This window comes from Desulfomonile tiedjei (genome assembly GCA_016212925.1).
In the GTDB taxonomy this organism is placed as follows: domain Bacteria; phylum Desulfobacterota; class Desulfomonilia; order Desulfomonilales; family Desulfomonilaceae; genus JACRDF01.
Window position 1 is genome coordinate 1 of the sequence record JACRDF010000007.1, and the last position, 22,825, is coordinate 22,825.

The 22,825-nt window shown below is 53.6% G+C and carries 19 protein-coding genes; all 19 read right to left on the reverse strand.

From position 1 onward, the window contains the following. Positions 1-172: 172 nt before the first annotated feature. The 19 genes from HY913_03655 to HY913_03745 all read right to left on the reverse strand — a co-directional run bounded on the left by HY913_03655 (position 173) and on the right by HY913_03745 (position 22,741). On the reverse strand, positions 173-583 hold the full coding sequence (locus HY913_03655) for an ATP-binding protein (GenBank protein MBI4962348.1): 411 nt from the start codon (positions 581-583) through the stop codon (positions 173-175). A gap of 71 nt (positions 584-654) precedes the next feature. Continuing rightward, positions 655-984: an STAS domain-containing protein gene (locus HY913_03660; GenBank protein ID MBI4962349.1), complete on the reverse strand. Its 330-nt coding sequence runs from the start codon at positions 982-984 to the stop codon at positions 655-657. Beyond that, a complete protein-coding gene (locus HY913_03665) occupies positions 968-2,023 on the reverse strand; it encodes a hypothetical protein (GenBank protein ID MBI4962350.1) in 1,056 nt (351 codons plus the stop codon). The genes HY913_03660 and HY913_03665 overlap by 17 nt, the downstream gene beginning before the upstream one ends. A gap of 22 nt (positions 2,024-2,045) precedes the next feature. Further along, positions 2,046-3,236 (reverse strand): MFS transporter, encoded by a 1,191-nt coding sequence (locus HY913_03670; protein MBI4962351.1) that lies wholly within the window; start codon positions 3,234-3,236, stop codon positions 2,046-2,048. 87 nt (positions 3,237-3,323) lie between these two features. Further along, positions 3,324-5,159 carry a glycosyltransferase gene (locus HY913_03675; protein ID MBI4962352.1) on the reverse strand — a complete coding sequence of 612 codons (1,836 nt, stop codon included), beginning with the start codon at positions 5,157-5,159 and terminating at the stop codon, positions 3,324-3,326. Continuing rightward, positions 5,156-6,202, reverse strand: coding sequence for a hypothetical protein (locus HY913_03680; GenBank protein MBI4962353.1), 1,047 nt, complete (start codon positions 6,200-6,202; stop codon positions 5,156-5,158). The genes HY913_03675 and HY913_03680 overlap by 4 nt, the downstream gene beginning before the upstream one ends. Positions 6,203-6,494: 292 nt before the next feature. Continuing rightward, positions 6,495-7,052, reverse strand: coding sequence for a PilZ domain-containing protein (locus tag HY913_03685; protein ID MBI4962354.1), 558 nt, complete (start codon positions 7,050-7,052; stop codon positions 6,495-6,497). A 44-nt stretch (positions 7,053-7,096) separates the two neighbouring features. Further along, positions 7,097-7,702, reverse strand: a complete 606-nt coding sequence (locus HY913_03690; GenBank protein MBI4962355.1) for a hypothetical protein — start codon at positions 7,700-7,702, stop codon at positions 7,097-7,099. A gap of 22 nt (positions 7,703-7,724) precedes the next feature. Further along, on the reverse strand, positions 7,725-11,186 hold the full coding sequence (locus HY913_03695; GenBank protein ID MBI4962356.1) for a PAS domain S-box protein: 3,462 nt from the start codon (positions 11,184-11,186) through the stop codon (positions 7,725-7,727). A 558-nt stretch (positions 11,187-11,744) separates the two neighbouring features. Then, the gene (locus HY913_03700; protein MBI4962357.1) at positions 11,745-12,128 is read right to left on the reverse strand and encodes an HNH nuclease family protein; all 384 of its coding nucleotides are present in this window, start codon (positions 12,126-12,128) and stop codon (positions 11,745-11,747) included. Positions 12,129-12,209: 81 nt separating this feature from the next. Further along, positions 12,210-12,935, reverse strand: a complete 726-nt coding sequence (locus HY913_03705; protein ID MBI4962358.1) for a PilZ domain-containing protein — start codon at positions 12,933-12,935, stop codon at positions 12,210-12,212. Between the two features lie 723 nt (positions 12,936-13,658). Then, positions 13,659-13,874 carry a hypothetical protein gene (locus HY913_03710; protein ID MBI4962359.1) on the reverse strand — a complete coding sequence of 72 codons (216 nt, stop codon included), beginning with the start codon at positions 13,872-13,874 and terminating at the stop codon, positions 13,659-13,661. Positions 13,875-13,908: 34 nt separating this feature from the next. Then, positions 13,909-15,354, reverse strand: a complete 1,446-nt coding sequence (locus HY913_03715; GenBank protein ID MBI4962360.1) for a PQQ-binding-like beta-propeller repeat protein — start codon at positions 15,352-15,354, stop codon at positions 13,909-13,911. A 57-nt stretch (positions 15,355-15,411) separates the two neighbouring features. Next, positions 15,412-16,053, reverse strand: a complete 642-nt coding sequence (locus HY913_03720; protein ID MBI4962361.1) for a VanZ family protein — start codon at positions 16,051-16,053, stop codon at positions 15,412-15,414. Positions 16,054-16,487: 434 nt separating this feature from the next. Beyond that, positions 16,488-17,558 (reverse strand): response regulator, encoded by a 1,071-nt coding sequence (locus HY913_03725; protein MBI4962362.1) that lies wholly within the window; start codon positions 17,556-17,558, stop codon positions 16,488-16,490. Positions 17,559-17,591: 33 nt separating this feature from the next. Then, positions 17,592-18,674, reverse strand: a complete 1,083-nt coding sequence (locus HY913_03730) for a response regulator (GenBank protein ID MBI4962363.1) — start codon at positions 18,672-18,674, stop codon at positions 17,592-17,594. Between the two features lies 1 nt (position 18,675). Continuing rightward, the gene (locus tag HY913_03735) at positions 18,676-19,233 is read right to left on the reverse strand and encodes a PilZ domain-containing protein (protein MBI4962364.1); all 558 of its coding nucleotides are present in this window, start codon (positions 19,231-19,233) and stop codon (positions 18,676-18,678) included. Beyond that, a complete protein-coding gene (locus tag HY913_03740; GenBank protein MBI4962365.1) occupies positions 19,233-20,150 on the reverse strand; it encodes a diguanylate cyclase in 918 nt (305 codons plus the stop codon). The genes HY913_03735 and HY913_03740 overlap by 1 nt, the downstream gene beginning before the upstream one ends. Next, complete coding sequence (locus HY913_03745) at positions 20,147-22,741, reverse strand: response regulator (GenBank protein ID MBI4962366.1); 2,595 nt, start codon at positions 22,739-22,741, stop codon at positions 20,147-20,149. The genes HY913_03740 and HY913_03745 overlap by 4 nt, the downstream gene beginning before the upstream one ends. Between the last annotated feature and the right edge of the window lie 84 nt (positions 22,742-22,825).

The following is a 22,825-nucleotide window of genomic DNA, read 5'->3' on the forward strand; positions in this document are numbered from 1 at the left end:
AGCGTGCCGGACCCGTCCAGCAAATGCTTCTGTGACACCTGCCAGTGCGGAAGCGAGCGGTCCTGAAGAGCCCGGTGCGGGAATACCGCACGCCGGGATCTGTGAGGGGGCTGTCGGGAAACCGGCAGTCCTACCTCGATTAACACCGCTTCAAACGGTTCATTTTATGCAGTCAGGAGGGACGAAAAATCAACCGCAGGCGGTTTTGACCCCCCTGTCGGAGGTAATGCGCTTCGTCGGCCACCCTGCGTATCAGAAAAACGCCAAGTCCGCCGACGTCTCTATCTTCGACGCTGGCAGCGAGGTCCGGTGGAGGAGCAGAAAGGGCGTCGAAGGCTTTTCCGGAATCCGTAATTTCGACTACGAGCCTGTCGGAATCATCGTCCTGAAGGCAACGGATTTCCACGTCACCTTGTCCTCGATCGTAGGCGTAGGAGCAAATATTCGTTACAGCCTCTTCCACGGCGAGTTCCACATCAGATACTCGTTCCTGCGAGAAGCCGTGGGTTCGAGCACAGTCTGAGACGAAAGATACAAATGTTCTCAGATTGCCAATTTCAGCCGGTAACTTTAGGCTCTTCACAGCAAACTCTCTGGGAACACACTGGATTCACGGCGGAAATTTTGTTGAGTAAGAGAGAGTCTCGCACAGTATTACCGGCTCAAGGCCTCTTCCACTGAATCAAACACCGGTACCATGGCGGCAAAGCCTGACAGATCGAACACCTTCTTGACCATGGACTGAAGGTCGCAGCAGCAGACACTGCCACCCGCGGCCTTGGCCTTTTTTGCCGCCACGAGAATGGAACGCAGGCCCGCGCTGCTCACATATTCGAGCTTTCCAAAATCCAGCACGACCTTTTTTTCCCCCTGGCCGAACAAGCCCTCCATTTTGCTGTCGAATTCCGGAGCGGAGAGCGTGTCCATTCTGCCCTGCACTGAGACGACCAGAGTCTCACTGTCCTTCCTAACACTTATTTGCACAAGCCCCTCCCATTTGTTGAGCGCGCTCCCGATCTTGCTTGACTATAGCGAGGATTTCCTTGGCACGATCCGAATGGAGTTGAATGTCATCGAAGTTGGGGTCAACAAAGAGCTTCTGCATCAGCAGACCGTCTTCGTCGAACCAACGTGGAAGAATACCGCCGACATAATAGCCCCGTCGCCTCAGAATGTCCACCGCAGACCCGACCCAGGGCGAGTTCAATTTCAGCCACACTTGGAACACGACGGCTTTTTGATCACGTGCTTGATTTTCCAGGTTTTCGAGGCAAGGTTCCAGGTCGAAACCTGTAGCATGCATGGCGATACGGGCCACTTTCGCGAAATCGAACACGGTCATTTCGGCCCGCGACGGTTGATCCCTCGGCAAATCTTGGTCTGCTGCCTCGAAGTTGCGGGTATCGTCCAAGGCCGAGTATATGAATCGCAATTCCTTTTCGTACTGTCTCGGAAGAAAGACCGTGTGCGGCTTCGGTTTGTAACGACGAAAAACCAGGAGAGCTGCAACCCGGCCTTTGGCGCTCTGCTCAGCGTCGTATGCTTCGGCCGGCATGAGGGCCACTTCCAAGGCAGTTTCCACATGGGCAAGACTGCTGACGGTTTTTTGCATGTGAGTATGGTTGCACACCGCCTCACCGAATGTCTCCTCAATGTTGCTCTGTTGGGGCACCCAACCCTCGAAAGCGAATCGCAGCATCTCACTGATGAGGCCGAGCTTCCGATAGTCCCTGTCAACAAGTCCCGCGCCGGCCTCGTACAGGTTGGGGTACGGAGCGGAACGGAACAAATGTTGCACACCGACGACTTGTCCCGTAGGATTCCGCGCCACGATTGAATAGTATTGGCCGGCGGCGTTGGCCTCGGTTAGTTTTTCCTCATCATAGAAGACTCTGATGGGATAACCTTCACCGTAAACCGATCGAAACAGACTGACTATGCCCTTGGCGTCCTCCGGTTTGAAGGGCCCCACCCCGAATTCTGAACCGGATTCGTTTACATGGGATTGATCTTGTTTCTGCATACAATCACCCTTTCAATCGCCATTAGGTGGTTGTTCCGGCGACTTCAATAACTTTCGTCCTGCCCAACAGTATTGCGGCTACCACACTTGCCGCCAAAATGCCTCCACACGCGTAATAGAGCGTCTCATGGGTCCCGTGCACCAAGATGACACCCCCTAAAAGCGGTCCGAAAAAGAAGCCGGCCTGAAACATCTCCATAGCTAGGTTGGAATTCAGGGCTCGGAATTCAGGTTCGGAAATGTCAAACATTAGGCCGCTTAACAGAGGCATGGCCACACCCCACCCAAGCCCCAAAAAGAGACCCATACCATAGAAGAGAGCCGGATCTGAAACATGAGCCAGAACAATATAACCAATGCTTAACCAAACCAGCGAATAAGCCAGGCTCCTGGATTTGTCAAGCCTGTCGAACATGCGACCCGCGAAGAGACGCACCGACATCTCGGTTACTGTTGACAGGGTAAAGAACCAGCCGGGGTTCGTCGCCCCTATCTTATCGCCGTATTCCTTCAGAAAGTAAAACACAGGCGTGAATGTCGTCCAGACCACAAGAGACAGCAAAAGCAGGAGCGCTACACGCCGGTCTTTGAGATTCCGGGTCAGGTCGCGCAATCCGACCTTCCCATTATGAGTCGTTTGCGCGTCGGACAGCTCGCCTCTTACCAGGTACAGCAACGGGAACGAGGGTAACATCAATAAAGCCGAAAGGTTGAGCACCTGGTCAAAGCCGCCGGCCCACCGGTTCAGCGGTTCCAAAACCGGCGGCATTACTGCATATGGGAGCAGCGTGATTACGGAGATCAGCCCGAATGCTTGGCCGCTCCTGTCACGGGGTATGCAGCCGACAAGCTTGGCCAAGACCGCGGTGGCCAAGACCACGTACGCCGCGCCGTGTATCAGGCGCACCGCGGCCATGGTCCAAAAATTAGTGGCAACGTTATACAGCAAGAGAGAAACTATCACGGCCCCGCAGCTTATAGCGATCCAGCGTTTAGCATTCGCTGGATGAAGCCAAGGGCTGATAATCGGCCTGATGATCAAAACCGTAACGGAAAACATGGCGATCAAGAGGCCGAAACTCTGTGGAGCTATGGGCAGCGTGCCGAGATAATCATAAAATTGGAAGAATACTGCAATGTTGCAAAACGTGAGGAACATTATGGCGTTGAGGGCCAAGAATTCCGCTGTGATAAGTCTCTCCGGTTTTAACATGGATGGCAACGACCAGGGCCTTTCTGTCAAGACTGAGTATAGGAGATTTGTCCACGGGGAACTGAATGGTTATTCACTGCCGGTCTCTCAGCGGGGAGCGATCTTGGCGGGTCGTTTCCCGAGCATGGACTTGAACCACCCGATCAGATAATCCTTGCCGGCTTTCGGGTCGTCTCGCGATGTTTTCAGAAACTCCACCACGGCCTGGCTGTACTTTCCCATCTTCGCCATCGCCTTGGCATGATCCAGACGAGCCAACACGTAGGTCGGATCAAGGGCGAGGCAAATTCGCAGCTCTTGTTCCGCTCCAACGTAGTCACCCTTGGCGTCCAGCGTGCGTGCAAGGTCGTAATGGGCAAAGAAGCCTTCAGGGTCAAGCGCGATGGCGATTTTCAGCTCGTTTTCCGCCCCTGTGTAATCACCTTTAATGTGCAAGACCCATCCCAGGTCCACGTGCGCGTGACTGCGATTGGGGTTAAGAGATACGGAATCTCTCAGGTCTTTTTCAGCTTTGTCGATCTCTCCGCGGCGTTCCTCCAGGAACCCGAATTGACGTTTCACATAACTGTGAAATGACGCATGATGAGGTATCATTCGCTCCAAATCAAGATAGAATTCCGCACTTCCTCGTAGGGGCGAGGCATGCCTCGCCCCTACACGGATGGCGGCTGAAATTCCGTTCGGTTCGGAGGGATGCCGGATCTCACTCGTGGGCGCCGCGGCAGCCAGGGCGACCACCACCTGTTCGAACAGCTCGGATTGCTGACACCGGCCGCATTCGTATCCTAACATCCTGATATCGCCGCATTTAATAAACATGACCGCGGCCAGATCTTCCAATCCCAGGTCCAAGAACTGTTTACTCAGCGCCAAGTATATCAAAGACGGCGGGGTTTCCGCGGAATAGGGAAAGGCATCGTCTGTCTGCATGTCTTTGCCGGACGAAGACGACACGTCTTCGCATAGGGCCAGCAATTCCCCGAACTTCTCCGGCTCGCCGAGAGCCAACCACCGGGCCGCGATTGATTTGATCCCGCAGGAGAGTACCTTTAGTCGCCGAGAATCGGTCACCCCGCTCTTGCTAAACATATTTGCCGCGAGTTTAATCAATTCCGATTCGCGGCGTGCAATGGCAGGCTCACTGGAACTCATGCTGCCCGCGTGCTGGCGGTAAAGCCCATGAACACGAGGAACATGTCTGAACACGGCACCGTGGAGCGCACAATTGAGCCAGAACGCCCAGTCTTCACATCCTTGCTCGGCCAAGCCTTGAGTGAACAAACCGAACCGCTGGAAGCAACTCCTGCGAATCAGTGAAGAGCCTAAATGAACCGCGCAAATTACGCTCAGAGGCTCAACATAGTCGTGCCACTCACGGTGAGGCCGCCAGACTTCGGCGTAGGGATGCGCCAGGTCATCGTTGTCAAAGGCCAGTGTCCTGCCATGCGCAATGTCCACGCGGGCATCTTTCTCAAACTCCTCCACCTGATCCTGCATCATGTGCGGAAGGACCACATCGTCGGCATCCAGCAAACAGATAAGATCACCGTGGGTCCGTGTTATCCCGATGTTTCGGGCAGCCGGTAAGCCTTTGTTTTCTTGATAGAAATATCCGACGCGGCCTTCATAGGACTTTACGATCTCGCTAGTGTTGTCGGTCGATCCATCATCTACGACGAGAACGTTGATTCGGGGATACGTCTGAGCCAGCGCTGAATCAATCGCCTGTCGCAGATATCTCCCGGTGTTGTAACACGGGATAATTATGTCAACTGTGCTCTGGCCCCAGTTGGTCGTCCGATTGTGAACGCGTGAGCCCTCACCCTCGCCCTCTCCCGGAGGGAGAGGGTGCGATTCTGAATCCCCTCTCCCAAGGGGAGGGGGACAGGGTGAGGGATTTGTCGGGTCTGGATGTTGGCTCAATTTTGCTTCCGCGTCCAGTAATCATAAAACCTGCGCAGGGGTGACGTGAGCTTCCAGGACCACGTTTGTGCAACGCGGTCCAATTCAGCCCGACAAATGGTTAATTTGGAATTGAGGTCCGCCAGATCCGCATCAGCGGCATAAGACCGCGAAATCTGGGATTCCAACTCCGGAACAACCAATTCCCCGACTGAAGATCTTAATCCTGCATTCAGCTCCAGGCTGACTCCATCGAGAACGGTAGCCAGACTTTCCTCGTCTCCGGTAGAGGCACGTACCAGGACCTCATAGGCCGCAGCTACGAGGCCAGGCATCGAGCCATAATCCTTCTGTAAATTCGACGTCCGATCGTGATGCCTCATCCTCGGGTTCAGAAAGGCATCCACCTGTGGGCCTACCACATCGATTGCATCATCCCAGTCCCAGTGGAAAGCTTTGGCCGCTCCTCGCACTGTGGAGCGCCAATCTTCGAGCAATCGATCATAGGTGATAAAAGTCCTTGGGAGGTCTCGTGTCTCTCTTTCAGCTTCGAGGACATGTTGCAACCACAGTATGAACGAGACGTTCCGAGGAAGTCGGTCGCGTTTGCCAAGGGAATCAGCCACTTCCAGAGGGTTACGGATCGTATGGAGGCAATACGCTCGGCAATTGATTTGGCTGAAAACCCTTAGCCAGAGGGGGAGGAGTCTGCAGAGGCGAGGGTCCTTGAGGCCCCAAAGCATGGACTGGCCAAAATCGCGCTGAACCAACCCCACCAGTCGCTGTTGAAGTTCCTGAATGTCCTGTCTCAGCCACCATTTGTCAGGCAGCGATGTTAAATATGAAGTCCAATGCCTTCCCAGAACATAGAAAAGACGTTCATTAATTTCCACGATCTCTTTGTGTTCCCAAAAACCTGTCGGATTGTCAGGAGCGGGCGGCAACAGGCTTGAGCCCAAATCTACTCCAAGAAGGTTCACCACCCGGCTTACCGCGGAAGTGCCGCTGCGGTGCATTCCCAAGATTACAAGAACTTTCTGTCCGTTTTTTGATGATTTATTCATGCGAAGGAGTATTTTCTCATACCGATTCGCTTTCAAAAAAGTGACTTAGTTCTCCAACTTGTCCGGCACTGACCTGGGAACCAGGTCAGTGGCACCCGGCGCCACAACGAATTATGAAAACGCCGGTAGCGCCGTCCCGCGCTGAACGCGGGATTGCCTGTTGTCTTCGAGGCGTTTTCATAGGATTCGCGCTTAGAAGGATAAGAATAGATTCGAGACCTCACGGACCTGGTTGCGTAGGTTGGCGGGACAATAACAGGATACAAATCCTTCAGTTGCAGGAGAATAGATATCAATCGAACTCCTGCCATTCGCCTGTTTTACAGCCAAGCGATATCAGCTCGGTGAATTCCCGGAGGATGGCTTGGACCTTGTCCGGAATATCTATTATCTCGAACCCGGCGACGGTGTACACTTTGTGCCGGCCTTTTGTTTCGATCCATTTACACTCCGCGGTGATAACCAGAGGATCGGCTGAAATGAACGTTTCAACCGGGAGGAGGAACGTCTTGACCTGGCCGATGGTAGCTTCAAGGCCCGCCACTCGGAAGCCCGTCTCAGAAACATCCCTTAACACGCCGATTGCCGCTGTGTCGACGTCATGCACGGGAACATAAACCGGCAGATCTGCCCGACAGTGTCTTCGTTCCTTAAAGCCATCGGCTGCGTCCTTGTAGAACGGGGAAATCTGGTAAAGTTCATCATGGGTAATAGCTTCCCGGGCCACCAGGTTGTTGAAAGCCGCGCGCAAGTCTTTTGGCGACAGCCTGTATTTCACTTGTAGTTCCCAGTCGGCCATGCCTGCCCGAACGTCCTTAATCAGATCTCTGCCCTTAATCTGTCGCTTCATGTCCGTCCAGCCCCGTTGGTCCAAAAGAACTCCCGCAACTTCGATCACTCTCCCAATGATTGCGGGTGCCGTGAATTCACTTGCTTTTCAAACTCAGCCAGGCCTCCGGTGATTTCTCGCCGTAGTCCCAGGACAAGATAAAACGCAAGTACCGGCAACAGAATATAGCCGATTAAGGCAGGAATCCAAACACCATAATGCCAAATCCTGAGATAAGGCACGGCTTTCCACACACAAACCACGTAGAATGCCGCCGCAGGAGCTGCCAATACGCGCTGGAGCCATTTATGCTGCCGCGTGTGGTAAATAATAGGTCGAAATCCGGATTCCCAGCAAGGAAGATCCGAGCCTGCCATAGAACGCATTCTGATTTCGAGGACAGCCAGGTAACGTTCCCGCCCCATCAATTCCGAGCCCTGAATTTCCATCAGTACGTACAATGCGATAATTACACAGGGAAGGACCGAATTGACCGGACCTCTCGCGTCGGGACAGAGATAACCTAGAAACAAGGCCGCAAATACCCCCGCGATTCCCATGAAAAAAATCTGGCCCATGTGCCGGGAGGCCTCTCGGTACATATCGGAATTAAGCTTGTAATCTTCCCACAACAAACTTATTCCGGCGTATGAACCCTTGGCTTCAACCATGACCGCTCCTCGGTTCGGCACCTCAGCCTTCATCCAGTGCCTTGCGCACTTCTTGCAGCAATTCCTTGAAACCACACGGCTTGCTGACAAAGCCCCTTGCGCCCAGATCGAAAGATTCTCTTACGGAAGCATCCCCTGAATACCCGCTTGCCACCAGGATCCTTACCTGTGGATCGATTTTCACAAGCTTTTTAAGGCACTCTTTTCCCCCCAGCGTGGGCATGAATAGGTCCAGAATCACGAGGGCAATTCGGTCTTTTTTTTCATTGAACAGGCCCAGCGCTTCCTCGCCATTAGAAGCCGTGATCACGGCGTACCCGGCCTGCGTTAGGATGCGTTCCCCCAGGTCCCGCAATACCTCTTCGTCGTCAACCAAGAGGATCGTTTCGGTTCCGGTCACATACGGCAACTCGGGCGTTTCCGTCCGGGGCTGCTCCGGAGCGCGGCTCTGCGGAAAATAAACACGGAAAATCGTGCCATGTCCAACTTCGCTTTCACAGGTAATATACCCTTCATGCTGCTTGACAATTCCGTAAACCATGGCCAGGCCAAGCCCGGTCCCTCGTCCTGCTTCTTTGGTTGTGTAAAAGGGCTCAAAAATATGCTCGATGGTTGTCTTGTCCATTCCGTGGCCTGTGTCGGAGACGGTGAGCGCCACGTACTGTCCGGGCTTGGACCCAATGTTAAGCCTGCAATATTCTTCGTCGAGACTCACGTTTTTTGTACCAAGAGTTATTTTTCCACCTTCCGGCATGGCATCGCGGGCGTTAACAGCCAAGTTCATCAGCACCTGTTCCATCTGAGACGGGTCTGCATTGATTTCTGCAGGGTCTCCTGACAAATCCGTCTGGATATCGATCATTTTGGGAATGGTTCGCCTGAGAAGTTTCTCCACGTGACCTATCTGTCTGTTGAGATTTAGCGGGATCAGCTTGGGCTCTACTTTTCTGCTGAACGTGAGCAATCGTTGCACCAGCTCCGCACCGTTTTTAGCGGCTTGTAGTATTTTCGAGAGATCCGCATGTTCGGCATCAGTCTCCTTCTTGTCGGACAGAAGCAGTTCCGAGTAGCCCAGGGTAATCTGAAGCAAGTTATTGAAGTCGTGGGCAATGCCTCCGGCAAGCGTACCGATCGCCTCCATTTTTTGGGCTTGGAGTAACTGTCTTTCAAGCTGAACCTGTTGTGTTATGTCATGCCCGACGCCTACGAAGTTCTGGATTTTTCCCGATGGGTCTCGCACAGGGGAGATCGTGATAATAGCGTGGAAAACCTCATGGTCTTTCCTTTCGCCCACGACACGGCCTTTCCACCCTTCTCCTTTCAATACCGCCTCCCACATGGCCCCATCAAAGGTTTCATCATGATCACGGCTCTTTAGGAACGCCAAGCTCTTGCCGATGACCTCCTCTCCTGTATGCCCTGTAATGAGTTCAAAGGCAGGATTGATATATTGTATTCTGCCCAAATGATCGGTGATGGCAACTGCGTCCGCGGATTGTTCCACAGCGGTCACCATTCGCTTTTGCGCTTCGTGAGACCGTTTTCGGGCTGATATATCTCTGAAGAAGACCTGAGCGGCCGCTTCCGCTCGGTAAGACACCGGGACGGCAGCTACTTCCACATCTATGATTTGGCCGTCAACCCGCACAAGTCTCTCTTCTGTCAATTCCTGCGGTTTCCCTTCGGCCAATCCCTTGAGTCGAGCCGCGACCGTCTCCATGTAATCCGGGTGTACAAATTCCGTGATGCTCCGGTTGATGAGTTCTTCGGGGTTTGCTACCCCGAGGAGATCGGCCGCGGATTTGTTGGCGAATACGAATCGGCCTCCGATGTGTACACCAATGCCGTCCGGTGAAAGTTGCACGAGCAACCGATATCGCTCCTCACTTTCTTTCAAAGCCTCCTCAGTCCTCTTACGTTGCACCTGGACCGCGCGTTCCCGGGTGACATCCCTGCCGCATCCTACTGTGCCTATCATCTCCCCCTGCTCGTTCCAAAAAGGGGCCTTGTACACATCCAGGTAGAGAAGCTTTCCCTTGACCCTGCCAAACACGCCGAACCTTTGCGGTTTCTTGGTGCTCATCACTTGCTGATCCGAGTTGGTCCGAGTTTCGCCAAAAGTGTGCCAGTGCGGATCATCCGGGTGAGCCTTCTTTTCCCTTTCCGCAAAGAACTTGTTGGTCTTGCCGATAGGCTCATCAGTGTCTCGTGCGTTCAGGAGCCTTTTCCCCATCGCTCGGTTGACGAAGACATATCGGCCCTCCAAGTCCTTTGCCCAAATAAGATCCGGAACATTGTCACACATGAGACGCATCATGGAATACAGCGATTTGTACCGGGCCTTACTCTCCTTCAGAGCCTCCTGGGCCTTCCTGCTCTCCGTTATGTCATATACGGCCGATATAGCGCCTCGGGACAAGTTGGAAGGATCCAAAGCTTTCGTCCTTATGTGTCCGAAAAAGGTGGAGCCGTCCTTTCTTTTGAATTCAGCATCGGTTTCAGTAACCCTCCCTGCTTCAAGGCCGTCGTAAACTATTTGTCCGGTCCTTTCGAATTCCTGCCTGGAACGATAGAGTATTCTAGCGTTTTGCTTGACGCATTCCGATTCTTTTTCATAGCCGAACATCCTGATCCCGGCTTCATTGGCCCATTTTATCTCTCTATCGCGGCTAATAAGCGCGATCGCAACGGGGGAAGTATCCAGGATGCTTCTCAACATGTGCTCGCTCTCGCGCAATGACTTTTCTGCCTTCTTGCGCTCTTCAATTTGGAGCATGAGCTTTTCGTTCAATGCGATCAAAGCCGCGGTGCGTTCCTGAACTCGTTCTTCAAGTTCACGGCGAGCCCTCAGTAGCTCTTTCTCCTTGTGCTTGCGTTGGGTAATATCGTGCGAAATTCCTAAAATCCCTATGATCCCGCCATCCGCGTCTCGCAGGAACGTCATGGTGACTTCTTCCCACCGAGTAGAGCCGTCCTTGTGATACCTTTCTATCTCCTCTGTTCGTGAGGTGTATCTATCCCTCGGTCCAGCCGCTTCTATCGCTAGTTCTTCCTGGTAAGCCCTTAGGATTCGCGCGCGCGATGGTGGTGTGAGGCCGTCCAAAGCGTTAACAGCCATCGTTTCTTCTACCGAATAGCCAAGGGCCTTGGTGACCGAGGGACTGACGGAGGTGTATCGAAGCTCCAAATCAAGGGTCCAGACAATGTCTCTGTCGGTCTCGACAAGCATACGATACAATTCATCGTCTTTTGGAAACCCGTGCTCGATGTACTCCCTTCCACCCCTGTCATTTCGTAAATCATGCTTAATGACACGTTCGGCCGAAGATTGGATAGCCTTGGTCAACACTTGACCCAGCGCCCGGCTTGAAGAAGCCCGGTCCCTCCCCGATCGCTTCAAGGCAGATTCCAGTTCCCCGACCCGGCGCCGCATCTTCAGTAATTCCGCAATCAATTCATCCCTAGTTTTGTCTTCATCTAACACAGCGTTTCCCTCCGAGCGGCGAAACTTTCAGCGTCGCAAAGGACGCATAGAAATGTGATGTAATCATAACGGAACACATAGAATTGAGGGGATGGTTGTTCCCGCCACAGGCGCTGATGGGGCCATCGGAGCATCGGTTGTCTGCTGAACAAAGGAAGATTACATTCCAAATATTACTGACCATAGCTAACGGTCAAATAGTCTTTCCGATGCCCTTTCCCAACTATCCCGGCGGAAATGGCCACAACAAACAATGAGAATGCCTACGACGCCACCCGCTTGTCCGGCGCATCGCGGGACTCGTCCATGCACGGATGAGCTTCGCGCATGCGTGGCACCATGCAAAAACTACGTTTCTTCTGGCAGTGGGGCATTGTCATAGGAATCTGAGTTCAAAGAGAGGCCGTTCTGAATCCACAGCGCTCAGGCCGGTGTCATCAAATCCGTCAATTCCCCCCTTTAGTACACAGGGTGACGGGAGAATTAGCCGAACTGCCCAGACTACGCTGCTTCTCGCTGAATTACCACTTTCCAAGCGTGAAGGTATTGGTTGGCGCACTACTTTTTATCCTTAAGTAAGTCTTGGAGACCGGCGAACGGCCTGTATCCGGAACCCGACCCTTCCTCGTCCCATGATTCGGCCTCGTCATGGGATTCATCCTCCGAATATCGGCCATGCTCTTTGTCATGACAATAAACACACAACAGCTCCCAATTGCTGCCATCGGGCGGATTGTTCTCGTGGTTGTGATCCTTGTGATGGACTGTGAGTTCGCGCAGCCGCTTCCCCGTGAATTCCAGGCCGCATCGAGCACATACGTGCGGGAAAAGCCTGAGCGCTCGGTCGCGGTAAGCGGTCTCCCGAAGTGTTCGGTTGCGTAGAGCCTCGGCAATAATCTTATCCAGTTTGCTGCTTTCCGATTCGGGCTTCTTCGGTGACATACATGCCTCTCCAGGGGTGCCGTTCAGGCCGATCAACAAGGACTATCCATCCCGGCACGCAATCTTGGCCTCAACAATCGCCTAACGATCAAAGGCAACTGCCCTGATTAGCTCTTTGAGGTCATTAAGTCCCTGCTCCGAGATATTGGCGATTCGGAACCCGGCCGCGGGCTCTCCGCCAGGGCCTCCCGGTTCAGTCCAGATACATTCGGCATCGAACACGATCCGTTGAACGTCGATGAAACTTTCCGCGGGAATTACGAGAGTCTTAACCTCACCAATTGTTGCTCGAATTCCCGTTATGCCTACCCCTTGTTCCGTAATGTCTCGCAGTTTCCCCGGGGTCCCCGGCCGTGCCGCGTCGTGGATCTCCACGGTGAGGGCCAGATAATATCGCGGCAGTTCACGCATGGATTCGATGAAAACCGTGTCATATACCGATTGAGAGCGGTTACGAAGTTCCCCCTCGGTTATCACCGCTGCTTCGATAAGTATTCGATAGGCCTTCTCAAGACCTTTCGAAGATAAGCCATATTTCTCCATCAGCTCAAAGTCGGACACGCCCAAGCGGATCTCTTGGACGAGTTCGCCCGCGGTGATCTGCCTGATAACAACAGTGTCGCTGCATGCCGCGGGCCGCCGGTCGATCTCCTTCTGGGTCACGGCCTTGATGCTAAGCAGCTTCGAAAGCATGCTTTGAAGCCCTTTGGCCGATAACTCGTACTTGTCCATAATCTCGGCATCAGTCATATGGGCCCGGATATCATTTACGATTTCTTTGGCCTTGATGGTTCGTTTCGGTGACACGTTCTTCCGCCCTTTGAAAAGGGGTACGCCGGGAGGTGAGCAGTAGAAAACGCCTCAAACAATCAGACACAGACCGCACGGTTGGGTTCTGCGAGCACGTTGCTGCATATCATCAGATCCCTGCGGGTCCGTCAAGATTAATTCAAGCGGATAATAAATGAATACAAGAGGGGGAACAGCAAGCAGGCGGAAAAGATGCTTCCGAAAGGCGAACTGATGACGACTACTCTTCATACGAATAAGCATGGCGGACATCCCGCGGCCCGCGGGACGATCTCATTCGGGAAGAGCTTGTGGGAACAACTATAGTGATTGCCAAAATTAATGGCCGATTGCCTTTGAAGAGGCCTACTTCATCCGGCCGCATTGTATCATTACTGAGTAGTCACTTTGCAGCGGGTGCCACTGCTGTGCGAAGCTCATCCGTGCAGGGACGAACTTGGTGGCACCTTCGTGGAACCCAGTCTGCGAGCATTTTCATCATTCGTTGTGACGATTTTCGCTATGGGAGTTGTGACGGGACAAAGAGCAGGGTTTTTTTGTGACTTCTGTCCGCGCTTTCTCCGGGCCGTTGCCTTCCGGCCGTCAAGGCTCCCGCGGGAATTCTCCGCGGTCACCGGGCGGAACGCTGCAATCTCACCATCCTGCTGCAGCACAAGGATGTCGATTCTTGTGTGGACCCGGTTGATAGGTCGGCCGGCCGTTTGTCGGGCTGCTAACCAACTACGTGAAATCCAATGTGGACCGACGACGTTTGGATCGCTTCTCCGAGAATATTTCCGGCAATTCGTCTATCACCTGCTTTTTCCATTCCAGGACCTGAGCGACCGGGACGCCGTATTCCATGGCTATCTCCTCCACCGTCTGCTCGTCCCTCATGGCCCGGAGCACGACCCGGGTTTTGAAAACCACATCCTTGTTGTCCCACGGATGACTCATTTCATGCTCCTTCAAGATTTCGGGAAACCATTTCTCAGTGCACCGCGTAAATGGTCCCATCGTCGCTCCCGCAATAAATCACTCCATCGCATATTGTGGGGGAAGAGTACACGGGCCCGCCGGTCGTGAACTTCCATTTCATTTGCCCGGAATTGAAGTCCACGCCATAGAGATTGCCGTCGGAACTTCCTGCACACGCAAGCCCATAGGCGAGCGCCGGCGACGAAGTGACCGGACCGTCGGTCCGGAAAGTCCATTTTTGTTGGCCGGTAAGCATGTCGACGGCATATATGTGCCCATCCTGGCTACCAAAATAAACGACTCCGAAACCAATCGCCGGAGAGGAGGTTATCTTTCCCCCGGTCTTGAAATGCCATTGTTCCTGCCCGGTGGAGGCTTTTACAGCGTAGAGCCGTCCGTCCATGCTCCCAAAGACCACCAATCCGTCTTCAAATGCAGGAGAACTCGAGACGGGACCCCGCGTGACAAACTCCCATTCTTTTCGGCCCGTGGCGATGTCAAGAGCATAGAGGTTTCCGTCCAGGCTTCCGACATAGACAAGGTTTCCCGACAGCGCGGGTGACGAGTGAATAGGCCCCATGGCCTTGAACTGCCATAATACTTGTCCGGTGTCGGCCGCCAGCGCATAGAGCCAGCCGTCCAGGCTCCCGACGTATAATGCATCGTCGAATAGAGCCGGGGAGGAATATATAGGCCCACCAGACTTAAACCTCCATGCGGGCCTGCCGGTCTTTCTTTCGACGGCATAGCAATTGCCATCCATGCTTCCAAAGAAAACCAAATTATCCACAACCCCTGGGGAGGAGTGCACAGGACCTTCCGTAGCAAACTGCCAGTTCACTTTGCCCGTTGCGGCCACGAGTGAGTACACGTTGCCGTCATAACTACCCAGGTATACCAGTCCGTCGTAAACCGCCGGAGAGGAGGCCACCCATCCTCTGGTTTTGAATTTCCACTTCAAGGCGTTGAGTTTGGCTATGCCGGGCGACTTATGGAAGCCGGTGCGCTGAGGATTTGCATGGAACACCGCTCCCTGGAAACCAGGGAGCGACTTCTGATGTTGTATGGTCCTGTGGTGGTCCTCGGAGTGCTTGACCTCTTGCTCAATCTGTCTGAACTGCTTCTTGTGCTTTGAAACCAGGACCCCGCACTGCGGGCACTCATCAAACGGATTGAACTGAGGCATGGAGCACGCAGGGCACCTGAAGACCTGTAAGTCGACGGTTCTTTCCATCAAATTCGACCGGCGTTCCAGGTCCGACTTGTTTATCAGCTTGGCATCCATGAGCTTGTGGAAAAGGCTTTGGAGCCCTTGTCCGGAAAGCTCGTACTTGTTCATGAGAGAGAGATCACTCATACCGGATCGGATATCCTGAACTACTTGTGCCGCGTTTATCTTGCGCTTTCCCGGCAGCACAGCCCTGGCTGTGTCGATACGTACTACGTTACCCTGTTGCATAGTCAATCCTCCTCTTTTGGAGTGCCAAGGTGTTGTCATTTCGACCTGCGAGAAGCGCTAACGTCTTTCCAGTAGCTCCTGCGTGCTTTCGACCGCTTCAACCGAATTTGCCTGCCGCGGGGTGAACCTCGTACCGGCAGCCGTCATCCGGTGGGCCCCATATGCTATGGCCCCGGCGAAAGCGCCTATGGAATCGAGCGTAATATCTCGCAACTCGGGAGAGCGCCCAGGGACTAAGAATTGATACAGCTCCACGAGCCCGCCGAAGAAGGCGCAGGCAAGCAAAGTCAAAGTAACACCCAGAAGGACGCTGAACCCGAACTCTCTTCTGAAATAAAAGGCCACTATCAGGCCCAGGACCGCGAAGCCTGCCACATGGCCCACCTTGTAAACGGTGAGATGCACATTCAGGTCCGGCTTGAACGGGCCGGCCATGAGCATCAAGGAAACGCAGTAAGAGGCTGCCACAAGACCCCAGAGAGCCATTTGATACGACTTCCTCTTCAAGCAAGGAATTTGGTTGGAAGCCGCTTCAGAGGGTCTTTGAAGTGAAGCCAGCCATTCCGCAGCGTGGCTTTCGTAGCGGAGCAGATCTGCCGACAGTAGCCTGGCCTCATTTGCGGGGCATTCACTCAATGCAAGTGAACCTGCACAAGATCTTTTGGCCGTATGCATTGCCCTTTTCCTTTCTGTCACCATTCTCGTCGCTCCTTGCCTAGTTTTAGTGAGCACGATCCGTGCCAGATATCCTTGGCTGCTTTCGAATTGACAACACGCTGAATCTATAGAACGTTTGGTGTGCAAGGAGGACGGGTGACTGGAAAGAACGACAGACTAGGCAGGAATGTGTGGAGCGGCTTCCCCATACTTGGGGACCGATAGCCCCTCCCTGGAGGGAGGTGCAGTCAAAGAAAGAGGAACCGCCAGACCAATGCTCGACCAAACAAGGAATATTTGCAGTGGGCCGGCAGGGACGCCAGCCCCTACCACGATATGGTAGCGGTCCCGCGGGACGCGGGATGCCCGCCATGTTCACTCGTACGAAAGCGCATTGGTATCAGACGGAACAAGGTTCGAAGAATAGTCTTTGTCAGAGCTTCTTCGCCGCGGGCTCAACGCGGCCGAAAACAGTGCTAGCTCACTACACACGGGACGGCCTCGTTTTCTTCTCTTACCTCTTCCCTGATATGGCGCAATTCCTGGAGCTTTCGGGTAAAGGAATCGAAAACACGCGGGTCGAAATACCGCCCCTTCTGATCATTCATAATTGCGAGGGCCTCGGCCTCGGGCAATGCAGGCCTGTATACCCTATCGTGCACGAGAGCATCGTATACGTCGGCAACTGAAACGATGCGAGCGCTTTGGGGTATGGAATCCGTTACCCACCCATGAGGATAGCCGGAGCCGTCCCACCTCTCATGGTGTGATAAGGCGATTTCCTTGGCCATCTGCAGCAAGGGAATGTCCGATCCGCCCAAAATTTGCGCGCCTATCACCGTGTGGGTCTTCATGACATCGAATTCTTCAAAGGTCAATTTGCCTGGCTTGAGCAAAATGCTATCCGCTATTCCAATCTTGCCGACATCGTGCATGGGCGCGGCAAGACGGATAAGCTCCACCTCTCGGGTCTCCCATCCGAGATCCGTTGCCATGACCGCGGCATATAGACCTATTCGCCTGATATGCGCCCCGGTTTCATGGTCTCTATAGCCGGCCGCGGAAATGAGCCGAAGCACAATCTCTTCTTCGCGTTCTCGAACTTCGATTGTCCTCTGTTTAACCTTGGTCTCCAATTCCTGCTCGTATTTCCGGCTCAACGATGTCAGGCGCTGGCGCTCAATGGCATTAGCGACGTTTATCAAGATCTCATTTCGGTCGAAAGGCTTGATAACATAGCCGTAGGCCCCCAAATCCAAGGCCATGATGGCCGTCTTACGGTCATCGACCGCGGTAACCATGACGACGGCGACATCGGCGAAAAGGGTCTTGATGAATGTAAGGAGATCCATTCCGGACATCCCGGGCATCATGATGTCGCTCACCACCAGGTCAAAGTGGTCGTTTTCCAATAACTTGACGGCCATCTCTCCACTGTCGGCCACTGCGCAACCGTAACCTTCGGCCGTGAGCCAACGGGAGAGGAGTTCACCTATACCCGGCTCGTCATCAACTATAAGAATTCCTGCTCGCTGCTCTTCCACAATAATTACCTCACACGGGATTCTCCACTCAGACGGTCAACGGTTCAAAATCGCCGGAGGATTTTGAGACCCCAACTCCGCTCTCTCTATCTCGTCACGGATATCCCTTATTTCAGGAAGGATGCTAATAAAGGCATCCAGTGTCCGGGGGTCGAATTGTTTGCCTGATTGTTGGATCATCATTGACAGGGCCTCATCTTCCGTGAACGCGGGCCGGTACAATCGCTTGTTGATCAGCGCGTCATAGACTTCAACCACGGCCACTATTCTGGCGGTCTCCGGAATTGCCTTCCCTGCCAACCCTTGCGGGTACCCGGAGCCGTCCCATCTCTCGTGGTGCGAGAACGCTATGTCCCTAGCCATGCGTAGCAGAGGGGCATCGGAATCCCCGAGAATTCGCTGGCCTATCAGCGTGTGGGTTTTCATTACATCGAATTCCTCGGGCGTCAGTTTTCCGGTCTTGTGCAATATCCGATGTGAAATTCCCACCTTGCCCGCGTCATGCAGGGCAGCGGCAACTTCGATGTCTTCGAGGGCTCGAAGCGTCCACCCGGACGCCACAGTCTTCGCCAAAGCCGAGGCATAGCTGCCCACCCTTCGGAGGTGGCCTCCAGTCTCTCCGTGGCCCCTGCCAGAAGCTGAAATCATACGAAGGATGATTTCCTCACGGTGGCGCATCTCCAAATCGTGCCGGTGGGCGTGTTCGGCGAGGTTTAGTTCATACTGCCGGGCCAGTAGAGAGGTCTCACGCCGCTCCAACGCGCTGGCCACATTGATCAGGATTTCATTTCGGTCAAAAGGCTTGATGATGTAACCGTAGGCCCCCAATTCTAACGCAAGAATACCGGTTTTTCGGTCGTCAACTGCTGTAACCATTAAGACCGCTATCTTGGGGAACCTCATCTTGATGGTTCTCAGCAGATCCATTCCTGAGATGCCGGGCATCATGATGTCACTAATGACCAGGTGGAACTCGTGGCTCTGCAACAACCTGAGCGCGGTCTCTCCATTGAAGGCAGGGGCGCAACTGTGCCCGTCTGCGGTCAACCAACGCATCAGAAGGTCACATACATGTGGCTCGTCATCCACCACGAGAATTCTTGCAACTTGCTTTTTCATTTTATTCAAGCTTGCAAAATGATGCATCGCACAGCGAGACCTTGCTGACAATTTCCTGAAGCCTCTTCTCGCCTTCTTCCGAGATTTCGGTGATCTCAAATCCACCGACGTAATCCCTGTTCGGGCCTTCCCTTCTCACCCAACGGCATATTGCCTCGAAACTGAACGGCTCGATGGGAAAGAAATGCCCCGGATCGATCACCAAGGTTTTCGTTTCCCCTGGTGTCGCCTGTATGCCTCTCGCTCCTATTCCTTTGGTCGAGATGTCCCTGACCGCCCCAATCTTTTCCGGGCGCTCCATTTCATAGATCGGCACCGACAATTCCAAATATTCTCTGAGTTCTCGCCGAAGCTGGTCTACATCGATAGTGTCGTCAAATCCCGGAAAGCGTCCGTAAAGCTCTGAAGGTTTTATCGCTTTGACGGCCTCCAGTTTTCTGAAAACGCTCTGGAGCCCTTTTATGGAAAGCCTGAACTTTTCCATGAGTTCGGAATCAGTCATGCCGCGCCGAATATCGTTGATGATGTCTTTAGCTTTGATTTGCCTTTTTTCTGCCATCAGGCGCCTCCTTCCCACACTTCGACCCGATTCCGTCCTTGGCGCTTCGCGCTATACAAGGCCTCGTCAGCCTCTCTTATCAAAGAACTCGCCTCACAATGCCCTGAGCCGTCGGTGGCTGCCACGCCCAAGCTTATTGTCACGGACAAAACTCCCCCGGATGTCTCAATCGGAGTGGCGGTTGCCAACAATCGAAGCCTCTCTGCGATGACCTTGGAGTCCTGCGCGTTACAGCCCGGCAGAACCATGATAAATTCTTCCCCACCGTATCGGCCTGCTGAATCATAGCTCCTCAACGAGGACGTCATCATTCGCGCGACGTCCCCGAGGACCGCGTCTCCTGCCTGATGTCCGTATGAGTCGTTGACTTGCTTGAAATGATCCAGGTCCAGCATGACTAGACCCAAAGGAGCCGTCTCCCGCCGACTCCGATCCAACTCCTTTTGAAGGATCTCCAGTATGGCTCGCCTGTTCCATAGGCCGGTCAGCGTATCATGCGTAGCCTGAAACTCCGATGCAGCCAGTGCGGCCATGAGATCTTCCTGCAATCGAACGATTCGCGATCCTGCCCTTACTCGGACTCTCAGTTCATGGGTATCAAAAGGCTTGATCACATAGTCGTCGGCCCCCGCCTCCAGCCCTTCGACAACATCCTCTTTCTTGTTCTTGGCGGTCAGCAGGATGATGTAGGTGTAGGGCCTCTTCCCATCCTTCCGGATTTCTCGACAAAGGCTGATCCCATCCATTTCGGGCATCATCCAATCGACAACGACCAGTTTCGGCGGGTCATCTCCTTGAAGGACCTTCCATGCCTCGGCCCCGTCAGAACAGACCACTACCTCATGGCCCCATCTGACAAGGTTTGCCTGGACCAACTTTCGGGTTATGAGATCATCTTCCGCAAGCAGAATCCTCAATTCCCGATCTCCTTCACAAAACCGGCCAATTCTTCGCGCAAGCGTTCAAGTTCTTTTTCCAGGTTCACCAGAGTTTGCGGAGCTTCGGCCAAGTCTTGGTTCCTGCCCATGTTTTCGAGGTTCAACGCGGCTTGAACAGCAGATTCAGCTCCAAAATTCCCGACCGACCCCTTGAGAGCATGAGCGGTTTTTTCCAGAAGCTGAGAGTCTTTTGTTTGCAACGCTTCCCGAATTTTGACCAAAAGATCCGGATAGTCCTCGAGAAAAAGGTCCACGATTTCCTTCAATAATTCAGTGTCTCCACCTACTCGATCAAGTATCACGAGTTTGTCCAAAGCTTCCGGTTTCACCGCGGAGGCTGCGACGTTTTCTCCTGGCTTCTTCGTCTGATCTATCATGTCCTCGATCGCTTCATAAAGCCGCTGAGCGCTTATGGGTTTGGAAATATAACCGTCCATCCCTGCCGCCAGGCACCTTTCCTCGTCGCCTTTCATGGCGTAGGCTGTCATGGCGATAACACGAACATGCTTGCCCGTGGTTTTTTCCCACTCCCTGAGAGCTTCGGTTGCTTCAAGGCCGTCCATCAAGGGCATCTGTACATCCATCAAAACGAGGTCGAAACCGGCTAGCTTTATTGTCTCCAATGCTTCCTTGCCGTTTTCAACCAAGGACACGCTGTGGCCCATCCTTTCAAGCATTCGGAGTGCAACCGTCTGATTGACAGGGTTGTCTTCGGCCAACAGTATATTGAGACGATTTTTACTCTCTCGTATGGAATGCCGAGTTATTAGTGATGGATGGGTTTCTCCCGGAGTTGGTTCCTCGAGCACCTTGGAAACGGTAAAAAACAATTCGGACTGCTTGATCGGTTTCACCAGGTAAGCCGAGATCCCCAGCTTCACGCAACGTGAGGCATCGCCTCGCTCACCTGAAGACGTGAGCATTATTATCGTGGAGGCGGCCAGGCGAGAGTCCTGTTTGCAACGTTCTACCAACTCAAACCCATCCATCCCCGGCATCATGCAATCCGTCAGCACCAGCGGGAAGGGATGTCCGCGTTCGGACGCTTCCAACAGCAGTTCCATCGCTTTCGGCCCGTTGTCGGCAACCACAGGATTCATTCCCCAGTACCGCAGGGTGTCCTCCAGTATTCTCCTGTTTGTAGCGTTGTCGTCCACGACTAGAACAGCAAGTCCCTGGATGTTTGCTTTTGTCTGCGGGGCCTCCAACTTCACGCGTCCGTGCTGGAGACCCAGCCTGATGACAAAATGAAAGGTGGTGCCTGCTCCGACTTTGCTTTCCACCCAGATTTTTCCTTCCATCATGTTGACGAACTGGGTCGAAATGGCCAGCCCGAGTCCTGTGCCGCCGTATTTGCGCGAAGTGGACCCGTCGGCCTGTTCAAAAGCTCGAAAGATCTTTTCCTGTTTATCCGGCGGAATGCCGATGCCGGTATCGGTCACCGTAAAATGCAAATCAACCTTGTCCGGATTTTCCGCCTCCAATCGAGTGGTCAGGCCCACCTCTCCCTGTTCGGTGAACTTTATGGCATTGCCCACCAGATTAACCAGGACCTGGCGGAGGCGACCGGGGTCTCCGATCACCGCATCAGGTATCTCAGGCGGGACGTCATATGTTATCTCAAGCCCCTTCCTGTGGGCCTGAACGGCAAGGATGGTCATTGCGTCGGAGATCACGTCGCGCAGTCCGAAATCTACAGTTATGAACTCCAGTTTTCCTGCTTCTATTTTCGAGAAATCCAGAATGTCATTTATCACCTTCAGTAGAGAATCAGCCGATATTCTAACTACTTCCAGATATTCGTGTTGCTCGGCGGTAAGTTCCGTGTTCAGGGCAAGTTCCGTCATACCCATGATCCCGTTGATAGGGGTTCGAATTTCATGGCTCATGTTGGCCAGAAATTCACTTTTGGCCCGGCTGGCTTGCTCCGCGGCTTCACGGGCCTCGATCAGGGCCTTTTCAGCCTCCTTGCTTTCGGTGATATCCTCTGAAATTCCGACGAGGTACCTGGGTGTTCCATCTTCGTCGAATATGGGGAGTTTCTTTGTGTGAAATATCCTGGTTCCCCTATGTCTCGTGGCTATCGAGTGCTCAGGGATTTCCAGGAGGGTGCCGCGTTGCAGAGTCGCTCGATCCTCCTGCGCAATAGCTTCCGCGTCTTTGGCCGGAAACACCTGGTAGGGGTCCTTGCCCACGAGGTCCTCACTGGAATATCCGTATAGTTCCTCGCTCGCCTTGTTCCACAGAGCATATTCCAGGCGATCAGCTGTCTTGAGGAAAACAGCGACCGGCAGATTGTGAATCACGGAATCCAGGAGAGTTTTGGTGCGTTTGGTTTCTTCTTCCGCGCGCCTTTGCCGGGCAAAAGCTCGGGATGCGACGAGCCCGAAGACCAGGAACCCCAGGGTGACCAGCGACCGTGAGTAAATGGCATGACCGGACACGTCAAAAATCAGCGAGTCCCAGAAGGGCTTCTCGCCAAACGCTGCGGACTCCAAAACCGCGTCGCCGATACACACAAGCGCAAAAAGAACCACGGAAAGTCCTACGATTTTATACTCTGTTTTCATCCTGCCTTCCTGATCGCCCTTAAGACCCGAGGATATGACGCCGCTATCCATAGAGACCCCCTGCCGTGCAATGACTTGCCCTCA

Bases quoted from the DNA above. Each gene is read 5' to 3' on its own strand.
- HY913_03720 (MBI4962361.1), bottom strand. From the start codon at position 16,053: ATGGTGACAGAAAGGAAAAGGGCAATGCATACGGCCAAAAGATCTTGT.
- HY913_03745 (MBI4962366.1), bottom strand. From the start codon at position 22,741: ATGAAAACAGAGTATAAAATCGTAGGACTTTCCGTGGTTCTTTTTGCG.
- HY913_03735 (MBI4962364.1), bottom strand. From the start codon at position 19,233: ATGGCAGAAAAAAGGCAAATCAAAGCTAAAGACATCATCAACGATATT.
- HY913_03690 (MBI4962355.1), bottom strand. From the start codon at position 7,702: ATGGTTGAAGCCAAGGGTTCATACGCCGGAATAAGTTTGTTGTGGGAA.
- HY913_03685 (MBI4962354.1), bottom strand. From the start codon at position 7,052: ATGAAGCGACAGATTAAGGGCAGAGATCTGATTAAGGACGTTCGGGCA.
- HY913_03715 (MBI4962360.1), bottom strand. From the start codon at position 15,354: ATGCAACAGGGTAACGTAGTACGTATCGACACAGCCAGGGCTGTGCTG.
- HY913_03730 (MBI4962363.1), bottom strand. From the start codon at position 18,674: ATGAAAAAGCAAGTTGCAAGAATTCTCGTGGTGGATGACGAGCCACAT.
- HY913_03680 (MBI4962353.1), bottom strand. From the start codon at position 6,202: ATGAATAAATCATCAAAAAACGGACAGAAAGTTCTTGTAATCTTGGGA.
- HY913_03700 (MBI4962357.1), bottom strand. From the start codon at position 12,128: ATGTCACCGAAGAAGCCCGAATCGGAAAGCAGCAAACTGGATAAGATT.
- HY913_03670 (MBI4962351.1), bottom strand. From the start codon at position 3,236: ATGTTAAAACCGGAGAGACTTATCACAGCGGAATTCTTGGCCCTCAAC.
- HY913_03665 (MBI4962350.1), bottom strand. From the start codon at position 2,023: ATGCAGAAACAAGATCAATCCCATGTAAACGAATCCGGTTCAGAATTC.
- HY913_03710 (MBI4962359.1), bottom strand. From the start codon at position 13,874: ATGAGTCATCCGTGGGACAACAAGGATGTGGTTTTCAAAACCCGGGTC.